Raw genomic sequence first — 14,341 nt, 5'->3', positions numbered from 1 at the left:
CGTCCCCTATCGGAACGGGCCCACTGGTGCGCCCCGTCAGGGGCAACTGCGCGACCAGCCACAACAGACCGGCAGCCCAAGGACGGCTTACGCCTCCTTGGTCTCCTCGGCAGCCTCGGTCTCCTCGACCTCGTCGACCTTGGTCTCCTCGACCTTGGTCTCCTCGGCCTCCTTGACCGCACGCTTGGTGGCGGCCTCGGCCTCGCCGGTGGCCTGCTGCGCGACCGTCAGCGCCTCGACCAGCTCGATGACAGCCATGGGCGCGTTGTCGCCACGGCGGTTACCGATCTTGGTGATGCGGGTGTAGCCACCCGGACGGTTCTCGTAGCGCGGACCGATCTCGGTGAAGAGCGTGTGCACGATGCTCTTGTCCGTGATGACCTGGAGCACCTGACGGCGGTTGTGAAGGTCGCCCTTCTTCGCCTTGGTGACCAGACGCTCGGCGTACGGGCGCAGGCGGCGGGCCTTCGCCTCGGTGGTGGTGATACGGCCGTGCTCGAACAGCGACTTCGCGAGGTTCGCGAGGAGCAGCTTCTCGTGCGCGGCGCTGCCGCCCAGACGGGCACCCTTGGTGGGCTTCGGCATTGTTCTTCTCCTGTGTGTCTGCCCCGGCCGTGTCAGGTACCGGAGTCAGGAACCCGATGAGCGGCTGCCCATCGGCATACGACCGATCAGTACTGCTCGGTCTCCACGAAACCCGCGTCCGCGTCGTCGTCGGCGCCGAAGGCGTCGGCAGCGGCCGTGGGGTCGAATCCGGGCGGGCTGTCCTTGAGGGCCAGGCCCATGCCGGCCAGCTTCGCCTTGACCTCGTCGATGGACTTCGCACCGAAGTTGCGGATGTCCAGAAGGTCCGCCTCGGAACGCGCCACGAGCTCACCCACGGAGTGGATGCCCTCGCGCTTGAGGCAGTTGTAGGAACGGACGGTCAGCTCGAGCTCCTCGATCGGGAGCGCGAGGTCGGCCGCCAGCGCCGCGTCCGTGGGGGACGGGCCCATGTCGATGCCCTCGGCGTCGATGTTCAGCTCGCGGGCGAGACCGAACAGCTCCACCAGGGTCTTGCCCGCCGACGCCATGGCGTCGCGCGGCCGCATGGCCTGCTTCGTCTCGACGTCGACGATCAGCTTGTCGAAGTCGGTCCGCTGCTCGACACGGGTCGCCTCGACCTTGTACGTCACCTTCAGCACGGGGCTGTAGATGGAGTCGACCGGAATACGGCCGATCTCCTGGCCCACCTGCTTGTTCTGGACGGCGGAGACGTAACCGCGGCCACGCTCGACCGTCAGCTCCATCTCCAGCTTGCCCTTGCCGTTGAGCGTGGCCAGGACCAGGTCGGGGTTGTGCACCTCGACACCGGCCGGGGGCGCGATGTCGGCGGCGGTGACCAGACCCGGACCCTGCTTGCGCAGGTACATCACGACCGGCTCGTCGTGCTCCGAGGAGACGACCAGCTGCTTGATGTTGAGGATCAGGTCGGTGACGTCCTCCTTGACGCCCGGCACGGTGGTGAACTCGTGCAGCACGCCGTCGATCCGGATGCTGGTGACAGCAGCGCCGGGGATCGAGGACAGGAGGGTACGGCGAAGCGAGTTGCCGAGGGTGTAGCCGAAGCCCGGCTCCAGCGGCTCGATCACGAACCGGGAGCGGAATTCGTCGACGACCTCTTCGGTCAACGAGGGACGCTGAGCGATCAGCATGTGTGGATCAGATCCTTCTTTCGTGGACGCCCGCTATTTGACGTCCTACGGGACCGCGCCGCATACACACAGCACGGGTACTGCAAGGGTACGGGCGGTACGCCCCTTACGGAGCCGTACCGCCCGGGCAGCCCTGCGAAGCGACGTCAGACGCGACGGCGCTTCGGCGGACGGCAGCCGTTGTGCGGGGTCGGGGTGACGTCCTGGATGGAGCCGACCTCGAGGCCCGTGGCCTGCAGGGAGCGGATCGCGGTCTCACGACCGGAACCCGGGCCCTTCACGAACACGTCGACCTTGCGCATGCCGTGCTCCTGGGCGCGGCGGGCAGCCGACTCGGCGGCCATCTGCGCGGCGAACGGCGTGGACTTCCGGGAGCCCTTGAAGCCGACGTGGCCGGCGGAGGCCCAGGAGATCACGTTGCCGGACGGGTCCGTGATGGAGACGATCGTGTTGTTGAACGTGCTCTTGATGTGCGCGTGGCCGTGAGCGACGTTCTTCTTTTCCTTGCGGCGCACCTTCTTGGCAGCGCCCTGACGACCCTTGGGGGGCATCTACTAACTCCTACGGGAGGTGGTCGGTCCTACAGCGAAGACCGTGGACAGAGGTCCGCTGCGGACTACTTCTTGCCCGGCTTCTTCTTGCCGGCGATGGCGCGACGCGGGCCCTTGCGGGTGCGGGCGTTCGTGCTGGTGCGCTGACCGCGGACGGGCAGACCGCGACGGTGACGCAGACCCTGGTAGCAACCGATCTCGACCTTGCGGCGGATGTCGGCCTGGATCTCGCGACGGAGGTCACCCTCGGTCTTGATGTTGTTGTCGACGTACTCGCGGATGGCGACCAGCTGCTCTTCGGTCAGGTCGCGAACACGGGTGTTCGGGTCGATACCGGTCTCGGCCAGCGTCTGCTGGGAGAGCGTCCGGCCGATGCCGAACACGTAGGTGAGGGCGACCTCCACGCGCTTTTCGCGCGGGATGTCAACACCGGAAACGCGTGCCACTTCAATGGCTCCTGGTGATCTTCGGAGGTCTTCCGCAGAACCGGTTCCCAGCCGCCGTACCAGGTACGAACTGGGTCCCCGGCCTCCGAACCGGGGGTGTCAGGCGCCTTCGGCACCTGGGTCCTGCGTATGAACAAATTCAGCTCGCGTCGCGCGAATCTCTGCGATGTCGATGCAGAGGGATCGGTCGTGCGTCAGCCCTGGCGCTGCTTGTGGCGCGGGTTCTCGCAAATGACCATGACCCGACCGTGACGGCGGATCACCCTGCACTTGTCGCAGATCTTCTTGACGCTCGGCTTGACCTTCATGGGATTGAGGTTCTCCGAGTCAGAGGGATCTACTTGTAGCGGTAGACGATCCGGCCACGCGTCAGGTCGTACGGAGACAGCTCCACCACGACCCGGTCGTCAGGGAGGATGCGGATGTAGTGCATACGCATCTTGCCGCTGATGTGTGCCAGGACCTGGTGGCCGTTCTGGAGCTCGACCTTGAACATGGCGTTCGGAAGAGACTCGACGACAGTGCCCTCGATCTCGATGGCACCTTGCTTCTTGGCCACGCTTCGCCCTTCGAATCGACTACCTTGATCGACTCCCGCACTTTCCCCTCTCGGGTGCATGCGGACATGCGGGTGCACGAGAGCCGACGAGTCAGTCTACGTCAGCGCACCCGGAAAGACGAATCGAGAGATCCTGCCCCACAAGGCAGATCGTTAAGCGCGCCCCGCTGAAGCGCCCCTTCAGGGGCACCAGGAACGGCGCGCTCGGTCCTCACCGGAGCCACGGCTTCGAACGGTGCTCAGCCCAGCGGATCCGGCGCGGCCGTGATCCCCAGCTCGGCCAGCTTGGCCTTGCCCCCGTCGGGCGCCGTCAGCACCAGGGGCCCCTCTTCGGTCAGCGCCACACTGTGCTCCCAGTGCGACGACCAGGTCCCGTCCGTCGTGATGACGGTCCAGTCGTCCTCCAGGACCTCCGTCCGCGGCGTCCCCAGCGACACCATCGGCTCGATGGCCAGGCAGAACCCGGGCACCAGCTTCGGCCCCTTGCCGCGCCGCCGGTCGACGTAGTTCAGCAGGTGCGGGTCCATGTGCATCTCGGTGCCGATGCCGTGGCCGCCGTAGTCCTCGATGATCCCGTACTTGCCGCCGCCCGGCTTCGGCTGCCGGCGGATGTACGTCTCGATCGCCCGGGACACGTCCACCAGGCGGCTGCCCTGCTTCATCGCCGCGATGCCGGCCCACATCGACTCCTCGGTCACCCGGGAGAGCTCGATCAGCTCCGGAGCGTGCCCCGAGCCCACGAACGCGGTGTATGCGGCGTCGCCGTGCCAGCCGTCGACGATCGCGCCGCAGTCGATGGAGATGATGTCGCCGTCCTTGAGGACGACGTCCTCGGAGGGGATGCCGTGGACGACCACGTCGTTGACGGACGTGCAGATGGTGGCGGGGAAACCGCCGTAGCCGAGGAAGTTCGACTTGGCGCCGTGCTCGGCGAGGACCTTGCGGGCCACCTCGTCCAGGTCCTTGGTGGTGGCGCCGGGCACCGCGGCCTCACGAGTGGCCGCGTGGATGGCGGCGACGACCAGCCCCGCCTCACGCATCTTGGCGATCTGCTCCGGGGTCTTGAGTTCCACCACGATGGATTGCGCCTCCTGGCCACTGGAATCACGGCGCTCCAGGATACGCGTACGTTCTGGCCCGTATCGAACGGGGCGGGAAGCAGCACGTCGAGCGCGACGAAGCCCCGGTCGCACCGACCGGGGCTTCGCTGGAGCACTGTGCTCAGGACTCGGAGAAGTACACGGAGCCGTACCAGTCGTTGTTGCCGTGCCAGTTCACGATCATGTCGTACGCCTGGCGGCCGATGATGTCGTGGGTCTTCCAGTCACAGCCGCTGTCACCACCGTCGTCGATGGTGAAGACCTCCTGGATCTGGCCGTCGACGGCGGTCCGCAATTTCCCGGTGACGCCGTAGCCGTCAGCCTTGGTGTCGCAGACCTCGAACTTGTCACCGTCGTCCCAGTACTCCATGAAGCCACGGCTGGACGGAAGGTAGACGATCTGGCCGCCAGTCGCTGCTGCAGCCGGAACACTCGCAAAACCAACCACTGTGGCTGCGGCCGCGGCGGCCATTGCCACACGCCTAATCGTGGTCTTAGTCATTCGATTTCCCACCCCTTTTACTCATGGGCCTTAAACCGGCCCAACCAATCTGCAGAACCGCTTTGGGGCGGTTCCGGTGATCCAGCTTTACCCTACCGATCAAGTTTCTGAATGTCCACGGTCAATCGACTCTTGATAAGTAGGGGAATCAAAAATACGAGCACCAGTCAGGCGTACGGAAACTCCCAGCGCCGCTGAATCCGGACGCCGAAGGCGACAAGACCCAGAGCTCGCGGTAGCCAGAGTCCCGCTCAGTAGGTCAGCGATTGCTGAGGATCGGAGTCCAGCGACTGGGGTCGCGAAGGTCAGAATCCCGGAAGCCGGAAAGGGGGATAACGTCTTTTCCGTCCAGGCTGGTAAGGATGAGTTGGTTTCGGAACTCACCCTTACCGGGTTCACATTGCTCGGGATCACACCTGAAGGCGATGAGCCAATCGTCGTCAGCCCAGGCCAGCAGCTGCTGACCGGGCACGAGTGCGTCGCGCTTCCCGGTCCTGACATCCAACACCTCGGAGACGATCTGGTCACCGTCGCCCGCGTACTGGCCTGTCACCAGCTTCCCGTCGGGGGAGAGGATCGCTCGCGGGGATCTCAGTTCCTTCTCCGACCTGGGGGCAGGCACCTCTTCACCGTCCACGCGGTAGAAAACCCTGCCCACCTTGGTATCCCAGGGCTCCCACAGCAGCGTGCCGTCACGGCTCCAGCCGAGGTCCTGGCGCCCGCCGCCGACGACGAACCCGTGGTCGTCCTTCCTGGGCGGGCGCGCAGTGAAATCCGCCCGACCAGAGGCGACATCGATGACATAAAACCCCGTACGGCTCGGCTTCGGCCCCGGCACCACCTTGCCGTTCAACCGGTAGGACGCGTCCTTGAAAAGCCCATCAGGATTGGCGTCATAGGTGGTTGCCACCAGGCGCTTGCCATCCGGCGAAAACTGCACACCGCCAACGCCATGATCTGTCTTTATCCACCGTTCCACCTTGCCGGTGGAGAGATCCACCAGCCCAATGCGGTTGACCGGCAGACCGCGTTCCAAGACCGCGGCGGTCTTCATCCCCGGTGCCACATCGAGCCAGGCCCAGTCGGTCTTCTCATATCGACCGGTGGTGGAGTTCAGGAGGCTCCATGTGTAGACAAGGGCTCCATCGCCATGCGCCCGCTTCTCCACCCGCACCGTGTAGTACGCCGAGACGGCGACTTTCCCCGCGGCAATCAATTCCCTCGGCGGCGACTGATCCGGATGCGCCACCATGCCCGCGGGTTTGCTCACGGGCCGCTCCGGAGCATCATCGCCGGTTGTGGCCAGCGCCACCGTAATTCCGGCCCCGACAAGGATCGCGGCCATGCCTGCCACCACGAAAGGACGGACTTTCCGGCGTCGCGCACCAGAAGCCGGCCCGCGATCCTCACGGACCAGTTGCCCGGGTTTCATGCCAGTACCCCCACAGGAAAGAAAACCGGTTCAACCAGAGTTCGTCAACGAAATAATTCGTCCGGCTGATCAGCGACTTTAAGCGAGTGTGATCAGCAGATGAACAGATTTGAGGTTCATTTGAGGGTCGCCCGTGGTGACGGAGGGTGAGCGGACGAAGGGATTCCAAACGGAAGCAGGAATTCAATGCGCTACCAATCGGGACAGATGCGAACAGGATTGAGCGCGCTGAAAGCACATTAGGTAAGAGCCCCTCCACCTGAGGTGATCTATGCCATAGCCCTATGCGGAGCAGAGGCCGGCCCGCCCCTATACGGCCGCACATGCCAATGTGGGCCGCCCCAGCCAGGGGCGGCCCACATGTACGGTGATCGTGCGTTTCGTTCGCGGTCCTCGGAGCCATCAACAGGCCCAGCGGATGGCAAAGGCCGGCCATCCGCCAGGACAGGACAACAGGGCTTGGAAGGCAGTGGAAGATCTCGCCGCGGTCGCCCGAATCGACACCCACGTCCCGATGAGTGTCAGTCAGCTCACACCAGCGTGAGCCGGGCGCGATTCCGAGATCTTCACGGCACTTCTAGTCCTCGTCGCGCTGCAGCGCCTCCATGGCGCGAGTCGTGACCTCTTCCACCTTGCCGAGCGCGGAGATGGTGGCCACCAGCCCCTGCGCCTTGTAGTAGTCGATGATCGGCTCGGTCTGCGTGTGGTAGACCTCGAGGCGCGTACGCACGGTGGCCTCGGAGTCGTCGTCCCGCTGGTACAGCTCGCCGCCGCAGACGTCGCAGACGCCTTCCTTGGCCGGCTGCTTGTACGTCACGTGGAACACGTGCGAGGAGTCGTTGCGGCAGATGCGCCGACCGGCGATCCGCTTGACGACCTCCTCCTCGGGAACCTCCAGGTCCAGCACCGCGTCCAGCTTGATGCCCTCGGTCTGCAGCAGCTCGTCCAGCGCCTCGGCCTGCGAGACGTTGCGCGGGAAACCGTCCAGCAGGAAGCCGTTCACGGCGTCCTGCTGCTCCATGCGGTCCTTCGCCATCGCGATGGTGACCTCGTCGGGGACGAGGTTGCCGGCGTCCATGTAGGACTTCGCGAGCTTCCCGAGCTCCGTCTCCTGGCTGATGTTGGCGCGGAAGAGGTCGCCCGTGGAGATGTGCGGGATCTTCAGCTCCCCGGCAAGGCGAACGGCTTGCGTTCCCTTACCAGCGCCCGGCGGCCCGACGAGGACGATACGCATCAGCGGAGGAACCCTTCGTAATTGCGCTGCTGAAGCTGGCTCTCGATCTGCTTCACCGTCTCAAGGCCCACACCCACGATGATCAGGATGCTGGTACCACCGAACGGGAAGTTCTGGTTTGCCTTAAAACCAACCAACGCCATCGTCGGTACGAGAGCGATCAGTCCCAGATACAGCGAACCCGGCCAGGTGATCCGGTTGAGTACGTAGCTGAGGTACTCAGCGGTCGGTCGGCCAGCCCGGATGCCCGGGATGAAGCCACCATACTTCTTCATGTTGTCGGCTACTTCCTCGGGGTTGAAGGAGATAGCGACGTAGAAGAACGCGAAGAAAACGATCAGCAAGAAGTACGAAGTGATGTAAACCGGGTGATCGCCCTTGGTGAGGTTCGTGGTGACCCACCGCTTCCAGCCCGAGTCACCGCCGGCGAACTGCGCCACGAGCGCCGGAATGTAGAGCAGCGACGAGGCGAAGATGACCGGAATCACACCGGCCTGGTTCACCTTGAGCGGGATGTACGTGGACGTACCACCGTAGGAACGGCGGCCGATCATCCGCTTCGCGTACTGCACCGGGATACGACGCTGCGCCTGCTCGACGAAGACCACCAGGCCGACCATGACCAGGCCGACGAGGACGACGGTGCCGAACTCGATCCAGCCGCCGGCCAGGGTGCCCTGCTTCTTGATGGCCCACAGCGCGGACGGGAAGGTCGCGGCGATCGAGATGAACATCAGGATCGACATGCCGTTGCCGATGCCGCGGTCGGTGATGAGCTCACCGAGCCACATGACGACGGCCGTACCGGCGGTCATGCAGATGACCATCGTGATGGTGGTGAAGATCGCCTGGTCCGGGACGATGCTGGAGGCGACCGTGCACCCGGAGAAGAGAGCGCCGCTGCGCGCGGTGGCGACCAGGCCGGTGCCCTGCAGGATGGCGAGCGCCACCGTCAGGTAACGGGTGTACTGCGTGATCTTCGCCGTACCCGCCTGGCCCTCCTTCTTCAGGGCTTCCAGGCGCGGGATGACCACGGTCAGCAGCTGAAGGATGATGCTGGCCGTGATGTACGGCATGATGCCGAGCGCGAAGATCGTGATCTGGAGCAGCGCACCGCCGCTGAACATGTTGACGAGACCGAACAGGCCCTGGTTGCCCGAGGCCTCGTTCACACACGTCTGGACGGCCTTGTAGTTGACGCCGGGGATCGGGACATGGGTGCCGACCCGGTACACCACGATGATCCCGAGCGTGAAGAGCAGTTTCTTGCGCAGGTCGGGCGTCCTGAACGCCCGGGCGAACGCGGTGAGCACGGTGCCTCCTGCGACCCCCGCGCAACTGCGTCAAGGGTGACGGTCTTGAGGTTCGACGAATAAGAAAAAAGAACAGCGCAGGCCACCTTACCGGCGACCGTGCCCCCGAGGAACGACCAACCGGGGATACCCCACTAGAGGGTATCCCCGGTCGGGATCGCTTACGTCATCGATGACGTCCGAGAGTCTCAGACGAGCTCGGTGACGGTGCCGCCGGCGGCGGTGATCTTCTCCTTGGCGGAGCCGGAGACGGCGTCGACCGTCACCTGCAGCGCCACGGAGACCTCACCCTGGCCGAGGACCTTGACGAGGCTGTTCTTGCGAACGGCACCCTTGGCGACGAGACCCTCGACGGTGACCTCGCCACCCTCCGGGTACAGCGCGGCCAGCTTGTCGAGGTTCACGACCTGGTACTCGGTCTTGAACGGGTTCTTGAAGCCCTTCAGCTTCGGGAGACGCATATGGAGGGGCATCTGGCCACCCTCGAAGCGCTCCGGAACCTGGTAACGAGCCTTCGTACCCTTGGTACCACGACCGGCCGTCTTACCCTTCGACGCCTCACCACGACCGACACGGGTCTTGGCGGTCTTGGCGCCGGGGGCCGGACGGAGGTTGTGGATCTTGAGCGGGTTCTGCTCCGCCATGATCAGTCGACCTCCTCGACCGTCACGAGGTGGCGGACGGTGTGCACCATGCCGCGGAACTCGGGGCGGTCCTCCTTGACGACCTGCGTGTTGATGCCCTTGAGACCAAGGGAACGCAGGGTGTCACGGTGGTTCTGCTTGCTGCCGATGTAGGACTTGACCTGCGTGATCTTCAGCTGCGCCATCACGCACCCACTCCGGCGCGGGCACGCAGCAGAGCCGCGGGCGCGACGTCCTCGAGCGGCAGGCCACGGCGGGCCGCGACCTCCTCGGGACGCTGCAGGCCCTTGAGGGCCGCCACGGTGGCGTGCACGATGTTGATCGCGTTGTCGGAGCCGAGCGACTTCGACAGGATGTCGTGGATACCGGCGCACTCGAGCACCGCACGCACCGGACCACCGGCGATAACACCGGTACCCGGGGACGCGGGCTTGAGCAGCACGACGCCGGCAGCCTTCTCACCCTGGATCGGGTGCGGGATGGTGCCCTGGATACGGGGGACCTTGAAGAAGTGCTTCTTGGCCTCCTCAACGCCCTTGGCGATGGCGGCCGGCACCTCCTTGGCCTTGCCGTAACCGACACCCACGGTGCCGTCACCGTCGCCCACCACGACCAGCGCGGTGAAGCTGAAGCGACGACCACCCTTCACAACCTTGGCGACGCGGTTGATCGCGACAACGCGCTCAACGTACGCGGTCTTCTCGGCGGCAGCAGCGCCGCCGTCACGGCCCTTCCGGTCCCGCCGCTCGCCGCCACCGGCACCGCCACCGCGGCGCTGGGGTCCAGCCATTGGATTACCTCTCTCTTTCCGCTAGCTACAAGCGGCTCAGAACTTGAGCCCGGCCTCGCGGGCGGCGTCCGCCAGGGCGGCGATGCGCCCGGCGTACTGGTTACCACCACGGTCGAACACCACGGCCTCGACACCGGCGGCCTTGGCACGCTCGGCGACCAGGGCGCCGACCTGCTTGGCCTGCGAGGACTTGTCGCCCTCGCCACCGCGGACCGAGGTGTCCAGCGTGGACGCCGACGCCAGGGTGTGACCCTTGATGTCGTCGATCACCTGGGCCACGATGTGGCGGTTCGAGCGGGTAACGACCAGACGGGGACGCTCCGCCGTACCGGAAATGTTCTTACGGATCCGGATGTGACGGCGCTTGATCGCGGCGCGCTTGTAGGCGTCGCCCTTGAGGATCTTCTGTCCGTATGCCATGGCTTACTTACCCGCCTTTCCGACCTTGCGGCGGATGACTTCGCCCTCGTACTTGACGCCCTTGGCCTTGTACGGGTCGGGCTTGCGCAGCTTGCGGATGTTGGCCGCGACCTCGCCGACCTTCTGCTTGTCGATGCCCTCGACCGAGAAACGGGTCGGAGCCTCGACCTTGAAGGTGATGCCCTCGGGGGCCTCGACCAGGATCGGGTGGCTGTAACCGAGCGCGAACTCGAGGTTCGAGCCCTTGGCGGTCACGCGGTAACCGACACCGCTGATCTCGAGCTTCTTCACGTAACCCTGGGTCACGCCGGTGATCATGTTCGCCACCAGCGTGCGGGACAGGCCGTGCAGGGCCTTGCTCTGACGCTCGTCGTTGGGGCGGGTCACCGCGAGAGTGCCGTCCTCGCCCTTGGCGATGTCGATCGGAGCCACGATGGTGTGGGTCAGCTCGCCCTTGGGGCCCTTGACCTGCACCGTGCGGCCGTCGATGGTGACGTCCACGCCGGCGGGAACCGCGATGGGGAGCTTGCCGATACGCGACATAGCTGTTTCCTCCGTTCCCTTCTGCTACCAGACGTAGGCGAGGACTTCCCCACCCACGCCCTTCTTGCCGGCCTGCTTGTCGGTGAGGAGCCCGTGCGACGTGGAGATGATCGCCACGCCGAGGCCGCCCAGCACCTTCGGCAGGGAGGTGGACTTCGCGTACACCCGGAGACCGGGCTTGGAGATCCGCTTGATGCCCGCGATGGAGCGCTCACGGTTGGGACCGAACTTCAGGTCCAGGACGAGGTTCTTGCCGACCTCGGCGTCCTCGACCTTCCAGCCCGTGATGAAGCCCTCCTGCTGGAGGATCTCCGCGATGTGAGACTTGATCTTGGACGCCGGCATCGTCACGGAGTCGTGGTATGCCGAGTTCGCGTTCCGCAGACGCGTAAGCATGTCTGCGATCGGATCAGTCATGGTCATGAATTGGCCTTCGGCCTCTCTCGCCGGGGTTTCCTGGTGCGCCATCCCTCTCCCCGATCCGAGACGGGACGGGTGCGGCGCGGTGGACCTACGGCGTAGTAAGTCGTACGGGCGACCGTCAGGCGCCCAACCCTCCAAGCCTAAGCCATGGAGAGCAGGGCACCTGACACGCCCATTGCTTACCGAGAGCTTCGGGAATCCCTAAAAGCGGGGATTACCAGGAGCTCTTGGTCACGCCCGGCAGCTCGCCACGGTGAGCCATCTCACGAAGGCACACGCGGCAGAGGCCGAACTTGCGGTACACGGAGTGCGGACGGCCGCAGCGCTGGCAGCGCGTGTAGCCACGCACACCGAACTTGGGCTTGCGAGCAGCCTTGGCAATCAGAGCCTTCTTCGCCATCTCGCTCACGCCTCCTTGAACGGGAAGCCGAGGTGACGAAGGAGCGCGCGGCCCTCAGCGTCGTTGGTCGCCGTGGTGACCACGGTGATGTCCATGCCCCGGGTACGGTCGATCTTGTCCTGGTCGATCTCGTGGAACATGACCTGCTCCGTGAGACCGAAGGTGTAGTTGCCACGGCCGTCGAACTGCTTGGGGGACAGACCACGGAAGTCGCGGATGCGCGGGAGCGCGAGCGACAGGGTGCGGTCCAGGAACTCCCACATGCGGTCGCCACGGAGCGTGACGTGGGCACCGATCGGCTGGCCCTCACGCAGCTTGAACTGCGCGATGGACTTGCGGGCCTTGGTGACCTGCGGCTTCTGGCCGGTGATCGTGGTGAGGTCGCGGATGGCGCCCTCGATCAGCTTCGAGTCACGGGCGGCGTCGCCGACACCCATGTTGACCACGATCTTGACGAGGCCGGGGATCTGCATGACGTTCTCGTACTTGAACTCGTCACGCATCTTGCCCGCGATCTCCTCGCGGTACTTCAGCTTCAGACGCGGAGCAGTGGTGGTAGCCATCAGATGTCCTCACCCGTCCGCTTGGCAACGCGGATCTTGTTGCCTTCGTCGTCGAAGCGGTAACCGACACGCGTGACGACCTTGTTGCCGTCCTTCTCAACGACCAGCTGGACGTTGGAGACGTGGACGGGCGCCTCGGTCGTGACGATGCCGCCGGCCTGGGAACCGCGAGCGGTCGGGCCGGCCTTGGTGTGCTTCTTGACCCGGTTGACACCCTCGACCAGGACACGGTCCTCGCGGGGGTAGGCCGCGATGACCTTGCCCTGCTTGCCCTTGTCCTTGCCGGTGATGACCTGGACCAGGTCGCCCTTCTTGATCTTCATGCTTACAGCACCTCCGGAGCCAGCGAGATGATCTTCATGAACTTCTTCTCGCGCAGCTCACGCCCGACCGGGCCGAAGATGCGGGTGCCGCGAGGGTCGCCGTCGTTCTTCAGAATGACGGCGGCGTTCTCGTCGAAGCGGATGTACGAGCCGTCCGGACGGCGGCGCTCCTTGACGGTGCGAACGATGACCGCCTTGATGACGTCACCCTTCTTCACGTTGCCGCCGGGGATCGCGTCCTTGACGGTGGCGACGATGACGTCACCGATGCCCGCGTAGCGGCGACCGGAGCCACCGAGCACACGGATGCAAAGGATCTCCTTCGCACCAGTGTTGTCGGCGACGCGCAGTCGCGACTCCTGCTGGATCACGTCTATCTCCTGTGTGTCTGCCGGTTCCCCGGGGGCCGTTCAGGAACGGCCCCCGGAGCCTGGCGGAACTGTCCTGCGAGGGATGCCCCGCAGGAGATTACTTGGCCTTCTCGAGGATCTCGACGACGCGCCAGCGCTTCGTCGCGGACAGCGGCCGGGTCTCCATGAGGAGGACACGGTCGCCGACGCCCGCGGCGTTCTGCTCGTCGTGCGCCTTGAGCTTGTTCGTACGGCGGATGACCTTGCCGTACAGCGCGTGCTTGACGCGGTCCTCGACGGCGACGACGACGGTCTTGTCCATCTTGTCGCTGACGACGAGACCCTCACGGGTCTTGCGGAAGCTGCCGCGCGCCTCAGTGTTCTCAGTCACGTTGCTCTCGCTCATCAGGCGCTCTCCACCGTCTCGATGCCCAGCTCGCGCTCACGCATCAGGGTGTAGATCCGCGCGATGTCCTTACGGACGGCCTTGAGCCGACCGTGGTTCTCGAGCTGACCCGTCGCCGCCTGGAAGCGGAGGTTGAACAGCTCTTCCTTGGCCTCGCGGAGCTTGCCCAGAAGCTCCTCGTTGCCCAGCTCGCGCAGCTCGGACGCCTTGGTACCGGCCGACATCACGCTTCACCTGCCTCGCGCTTGACGATCCGGCACTTCATCGGCAGCTTGTGGGCTGCGCGGGTGAGGGCCTCACGGGCGATCTTCTCGTTGGGGTACGACAGCTCGAACATCACGCGTCCGGGCTTGACGTTGGCGATCCACCACTCCGGGGAACCCTTACCGGAACCCATGCGGGTCTCGGCGGGCTTCTTGGTGAGGGGACGGTCCGGGTAGATGTTGATCCAGACCTTGCCACCACGCTTGATGTGACGCGTCATGGCGATACGAGCGGCCTCGATCTGACGGTTCGTCACGTACGCCGGGGTGAGCGCCTGGATGCCGTACTCGCCGAACGCAACCGTGGTGCCACCCTTGGCAGCGCCGTCGCGCTTCGGGTGGTGCTGCTTGCGGTGCTTGACCCTACGGGGGATCAGCATGTCGG

Annotated in this window: 24 protein-coding genes; all 24 read right to left on the bottom strand. The window is 65.1% G+C overall.

Annotated elements, in window-relative coordinates; all coding sequences use genetic code 11:
* Positions 1-87 precede the first annotated feature (87 nt).
* On the bottom strand, positions 88-585 hold the full coding sequence (rplQ, locus tag ACFZDK_RS01885; protein ID WP_390968769.1) for a 50S ribosomal protein L17: 498 nt from the start codon (positions 583-585) through the stop codon (positions 88-90).
* An 86-nt stretch (positions 586-671) separates the two neighbouring features.
* Positions 672-1,694 carry a DNA-directed RNA polymerase subunit alpha gene (locus ACFZDK_RS01880; protein ID WP_003966937.1) on the bottom strand — a complete coding sequence of 341 codons (1,023 nt, stop codon included), beginning with the start codon at positions 1,692-1,694 and terminating at the stop codon, positions 672-674.
* Between the two features lie 146 nt (positions 1,695-1,840).
* Positions 1,841-2,245: a 30S ribosomal protein S11 gene (gene rpsK, locus ACFZDK_RS01875; protein ID WP_003956432.1), complete on the bottom strand. Its 405-nt coding sequence runs from the start codon at positions 2,243-2,245 to the stop codon at positions 1,841-1,843.
* 65 nt (positions 2,246-2,310) lie between these two features.
* Positions 2,311-2,691, bottom strand: coding sequence for a 30S ribosomal protein S13 (rpsM, locus tag ACFZDK_RS01870; protein ID WP_031167100.1), 381 nt, complete (start codon positions 2,689-2,691; stop codon positions 2,311-2,313).
* Positions 2,692-2,885: 194 nt separating this feature from the next.
* Positions 2,886-2,999, bottom strand: a complete 114-nt coding sequence (gene rpmJ / locus ACFZDK_RS01865; protein WP_003998809.1) for a 50S ribosomal protein L36 — start codon at positions 2,997-2,999, stop codon at positions 2,886-2,888.
* 29 nt (positions 3,000-3,028) lie between these two features.
* Positions 3,029-3,250 (bottom strand): translation initiation factor IF-1, encoded by a 222-nt coding sequence (infA, locus tag ACFZDK_RS01860; protein WP_003948620.1) that lies wholly within the window; start codon positions 3,248-3,250, stop codon positions 3,029-3,031.
* Between the two features lie 239 nt (positions 3,251-3,489).
* Positions 3,490-4,326 (bottom strand): type I methionyl aminopeptidase, encoded by an 837-nt coding sequence (map, locus tag ACFZDK_RS01855; RefSeq protein WP_390968766.1) that lies wholly within the window; start codon positions 4,324-4,326, stop codon positions 3,490-3,492.
* Positions 4,327-4,471: 145 nt separating this feature from the next.
* Positions 4,472-4,720, bottom strand: coding sequence for a hypothetical protein (locus ACFZDK_RS01850; protein ID WP_390968764.1), 249 nt, complete (start codon positions 4,718-4,720; stop codon positions 4,472-4,474).
* A gap of 391 nt (positions 4,721-5,111) precedes the next feature.
* Positions 5,112-6,197, bottom strand: coding sequence for a hypothetical protein (locus ACFZDK_RS01845; RefSeq protein WP_390968762.1), 1,086 nt, complete (start codon positions 6,195-6,197; stop codon positions 5,112-5,114).
* Positions 6,198-6,861: 664 nt separating this feature from the next.
* Positions 6,862-7,518 carry an adenylate kinase gene (locus ACFZDK_RS01840; protein ID WP_390968760.1) on the bottom strand — a complete coding sequence of 219 codons (657 nt, stop codon included), beginning with the start codon at positions 7,516-7,518 and terminating at the stop codon, positions 6,862-6,864.
* Complete coding sequence (gene secY / locus ACFZDK_RS01835; protein ID WP_390968759.1) at positions 7,518-8,831, bottom strand: preprotein translocase subunit SecY; 1,314 nt, start codon at positions 8,829-8,831, stop codon at positions 7,518-7,520. The genes ACFZDK_RS01840 and secY overlap by 1 nt, the downstream gene beginning before the upstream one ends.
* 188 nt (positions 8,832-9,019) lie before the next feature.
* Positions 9,020-9,475: a 50S ribosomal protein L15 gene (gene rplO, locus ACFZDK_RS01830; RefSeq protein WP_030745257.1), complete on the bottom strand. Its 456-nt coding sequence runs from the start codon at positions 9,473-9,475 to the stop codon at positions 9,020-9,022.
* A 2-nt stretch (positions 9,476-9,477) separates the two neighbouring features.
* Positions 9,478-9,660, bottom strand: coding sequence for a 50S ribosomal protein L30 (gene rpmD / locus ACFZDK_RS01825; protein ID WP_003974250.1), 183 nt, complete (start codon positions 9,658-9,660; stop codon positions 9,478-9,480).
* Positions 9,660-10,265, bottom strand: coding sequence for a 30S ribosomal protein S5 (gene rpsE, locus ACFZDK_RS01820; RefSeq protein WP_285561820.1), 606 nt, complete (start codon positions 10,263-10,265; stop codon positions 9,660-9,662). The genes rpmD and rpsE overlap by 1 nt, the downstream gene beginning before the upstream one ends.
* A gap of 36 nt (positions 10,266-10,301) precedes the next feature.
* Positions 10,302-10,685, bottom strand: coding sequence for a 50S ribosomal protein L18 (rplR, locus tag ACFZDK_RS01815; protein ID WP_360519446.1), 384 nt, complete (start codon positions 10,683-10,685; stop codon positions 10,302-10,304).
* A gap of 3 nt (positions 10,686-10,688) precedes the next feature.
* Positions 10,689-11,228 carry a 50S ribosomal protein L6 gene (gene rplF, locus ACFZDK_RS01810; protein WP_089099427.1) on the bottom strand — a complete coding sequence of 180 codons (540 nt, stop codon included), beginning with the start codon at positions 11,226-11,228 and terminating at the stop codon, positions 10,689-10,691.
* 24 nt (positions 11,229-11,252) lie between these two features.
* Positions 11,253-11,651 carry a 30S ribosomal protein S8 gene (gene rpsH, locus ACFZDK_RS01805; protein WP_089099428.1) on the bottom strand — a complete coding sequence of 133 codons (399 nt, stop codon included), beginning with the start codon at positions 11,649-11,651 and terminating at the stop codon, positions 11,253-11,255.
* Between the two features lie 214 nt (positions 11,652-11,865).
* Positions 11,866-12,051, bottom strand: coding sequence for a type Z 30S ribosomal protein S14 (locus ACFZDK_RS01800; protein WP_003948630.1), 186 nt, complete (start codon positions 12,049-12,051; stop codon positions 11,866-11,868).
* 5 nt (positions 12,052-12,056) lie between these two features.
* Positions 12,057-12,614 carry a 50S ribosomal protein L5 gene (gene rplE, locus ACFZDK_RS01795; RefSeq protein ID WP_123974794.1) on the bottom strand — a complete coding sequence of 186 codons (558 nt, stop codon included), beginning with the start codon at positions 12,612-12,614 and terminating at the stop codon, positions 12,057-12,059.
* Complete coding sequence (gene rplX, locus ACFZDK_RS01790; protein ID WP_030967306.1) at positions 12,614-12,937, bottom strand: 50S ribosomal protein L24; 324 nt, start codon at positions 12,935-12,937, stop codon at positions 12,614-12,616. Before rplX ends, rplE begins: the two co-directional genes overlap by 1 nt.
* 2 nt (positions 12,938-12,939) lie before the next feature.
* The gene (gene rplN, locus ACFZDK_RS01785) at positions 12,940-13,308 is read right to left on the bottom strand and encodes a 50S ribosomal protein L14 (protein WP_003992364.1); all 369 of its coding nucleotides are present in this window, start codon (positions 13,306-13,308) and stop codon (positions 12,940-12,942) included.
* 97 nt (positions 13,309-13,405) lie between these two features.
* Entirely contained in the window at positions 13,406-13,693 is a 288-nt protein-coding gene (rpsQ, locus tag ACFZDK_RS01780) for a 30S ribosomal protein S17 (RefSeq protein WP_189268843.1), read from the bottom strand.
* The gene (gene rpmC, locus ACFZDK_RS01775; RefSeq protein WP_030174543.1) at positions 13,693-13,917 is read right to left on the bottom strand and encodes a 50S ribosomal protein L29; all 225 of its coding nucleotides are present in this window, start codon (positions 13,915-13,917) and stop codon (positions 13,693-13,695) included. The genes rpsQ and rpmC overlap by 1 nt, the downstream gene beginning before the upstream one ends.
* Positions 13,917-14,336 (bottom strand): 50S ribosomal protein L16, encoded by a 420-nt coding sequence (gene rplP / locus ACFZDK_RS01770; RefSeq protein WP_103837549.1) that lies wholly within the window; start codon positions 14,334-14,336, stop codon positions 13,917-13,919. Before rplP ends, rpmC begins: the two co-directional genes overlap by 1 nt.
* Between the last annotated feature and the right edge of the window lie 5 nt (positions 14,337-14,341).

Origin of the sequence: Streptomyces sp. NPDC007901, from assembly GCF_042959465.1 — a bacterium.
In the GTDB taxonomy this organism is placed as follows: Bacteria; Actinomycetota; Actinomycetes; order Streptomycetales; family Streptomycetaceae; genus Streptomyces.
This window is presented reverse-complemented; position numbering and strand designations above follow the sequence as displayed.

What these genes read in the sequence shown, in the direction of transcription:
- rpmC (WP_030174543.1), bottom strand. Translation starts at nt 13,917, where the DNA reads ATGTCGGCCGGTACCAAGGCGTCCGAGCTGCGCGAGCTGGGCAACGAG.
- ACFZDK_RS01840 (WP_390968760.1), bottom strand. Translation starts at nt 7,518, where the DNA reads ATGCGTATCGTCCTCGTCGGGCCGCCGGGCGCTGGTAAGGGAACGCAA.
- rpsH (WP_089099428.1), bottom strand. Translation starts at nt 11,651, where the DNA reads ATGACCATGACTGATCCGATCGCAGACATGCTTACGCGTCTGCGGAAC.
- rpmJ (WP_003998809.1), bottom strand. Translation starts at nt 2,999, where the DNA reads ATGAAGGTCAAGCCGAGCGTCAAGAAGATCTGCGACAAGTGCAGGGTG.
- rplP (WP_103837549.1), bottom strand. Translation starts at nt 14,336, where the DNA reads ATGCTGATCCCCCGTAGGGTCAAGCACCGCAAGCAGCACCACCCGAAG.
- ACFZDK_RS01800 (WP_003948630.1), bottom strand. Translation starts at nt 12,051, where the DNA reads ATGGCGAAGAAGGCTCTGATTGCCAAGGCTGCTCGCAAGCCCAAGTTC.
- ACFZDK_RS01845 (WP_390968762.1), bottom strand. Translation starts at nt 6,197, where the DNA reads ATGGCCGCGATCCTTGTCGGGGCCGGAATTACGGTGGCGCTGGCCACA.
- rplF (WP_089099427.1), bottom strand. Translation starts at nt 11,228, where the DNA reads ATGTCGCGTATCGGCAAGCTCCCCATCGCGGTTCCCGCCGGCGTGGAC.
- rpsK (WP_003956432.1), bottom strand. Translation starts at nt 2,245, where the DNA reads ATGCCCCCCAAGGGTCGTCAGGGCGCTGCCAAGAAGGTGCGCCGCAAG.
- ACFZDK_RS01850 (WP_390968764.1), bottom strand. Translation starts at nt 4,720, where the DNA reads ATGGAGTACTGGGACGACGGTGACAAGTTCGAGGTCTGCGACACCAAG.
- rplX (WP_030967306.1), bottom strand. Translation starts at nt 12,937, where the DNA reads ATGAAGATCAAGAAGGGCGACCTGGTCCAGGTCATCACCGGCAAGGAC.
- rplR (WP_360519446.1), bottom strand. Translation starts at nt 10,685, where the DNA reads ATGGCATACGGACAGAAGATCCTCAAGGGCGACGCCTACAAGCGCGCC.
- rplQ (WP_390968769.1), bottom strand. Translation starts at nt 585, where the DNA reads ATGCCGAAGCCCACCAAGGGTGCCCGTCTGGGCGGCAGCGCCGCGCAC.
- ACFZDK_RS01880 (WP_003966937.1), bottom strand. Translation starts at nt 1,694, where the DNA reads ATGCTGATCGCTCAGCGTCCCTCGTTGACCGAAGAGGTCGTCGACGAA.
- rplE (WP_123974794.1), bottom strand. Translation starts at nt 12,614, where the DNA reads ATGGCTACCACCACTGCTCCGCGTCTGAAGCTGAAGTACCGCGAGGAG.
- rpsQ (WP_189268843.1), bottom strand. Translation starts at nt 13,693, where the DNA reads ATGAGCGAGAGCAACGTGACTGAGAACACTGAGGCGCGCGGCAGCTTC.
- rpsE (WP_285561820.1), bottom strand. Translation starts at nt 10,265, where the DNA reads ATGGCTGGACCCCAGCGCCGCGGTGGCGGTGCCGGTGGCGGCGAGCGG.
- rplO (WP_030745257.1), bottom strand. Translation starts at nt 9,475, where the DNA reads ATGGCGGAGCAGAACCCGCTCAAGATCCACAACCTCCGTCCGGCCCCC.
- rpmD (WP_003974250.1), bottom strand. Translation starts at nt 9,660, where the DNA reads ATGGCGCAGCTGAAGATCACGCAGGTCAAGTCCTACATCGGCAGCAAG.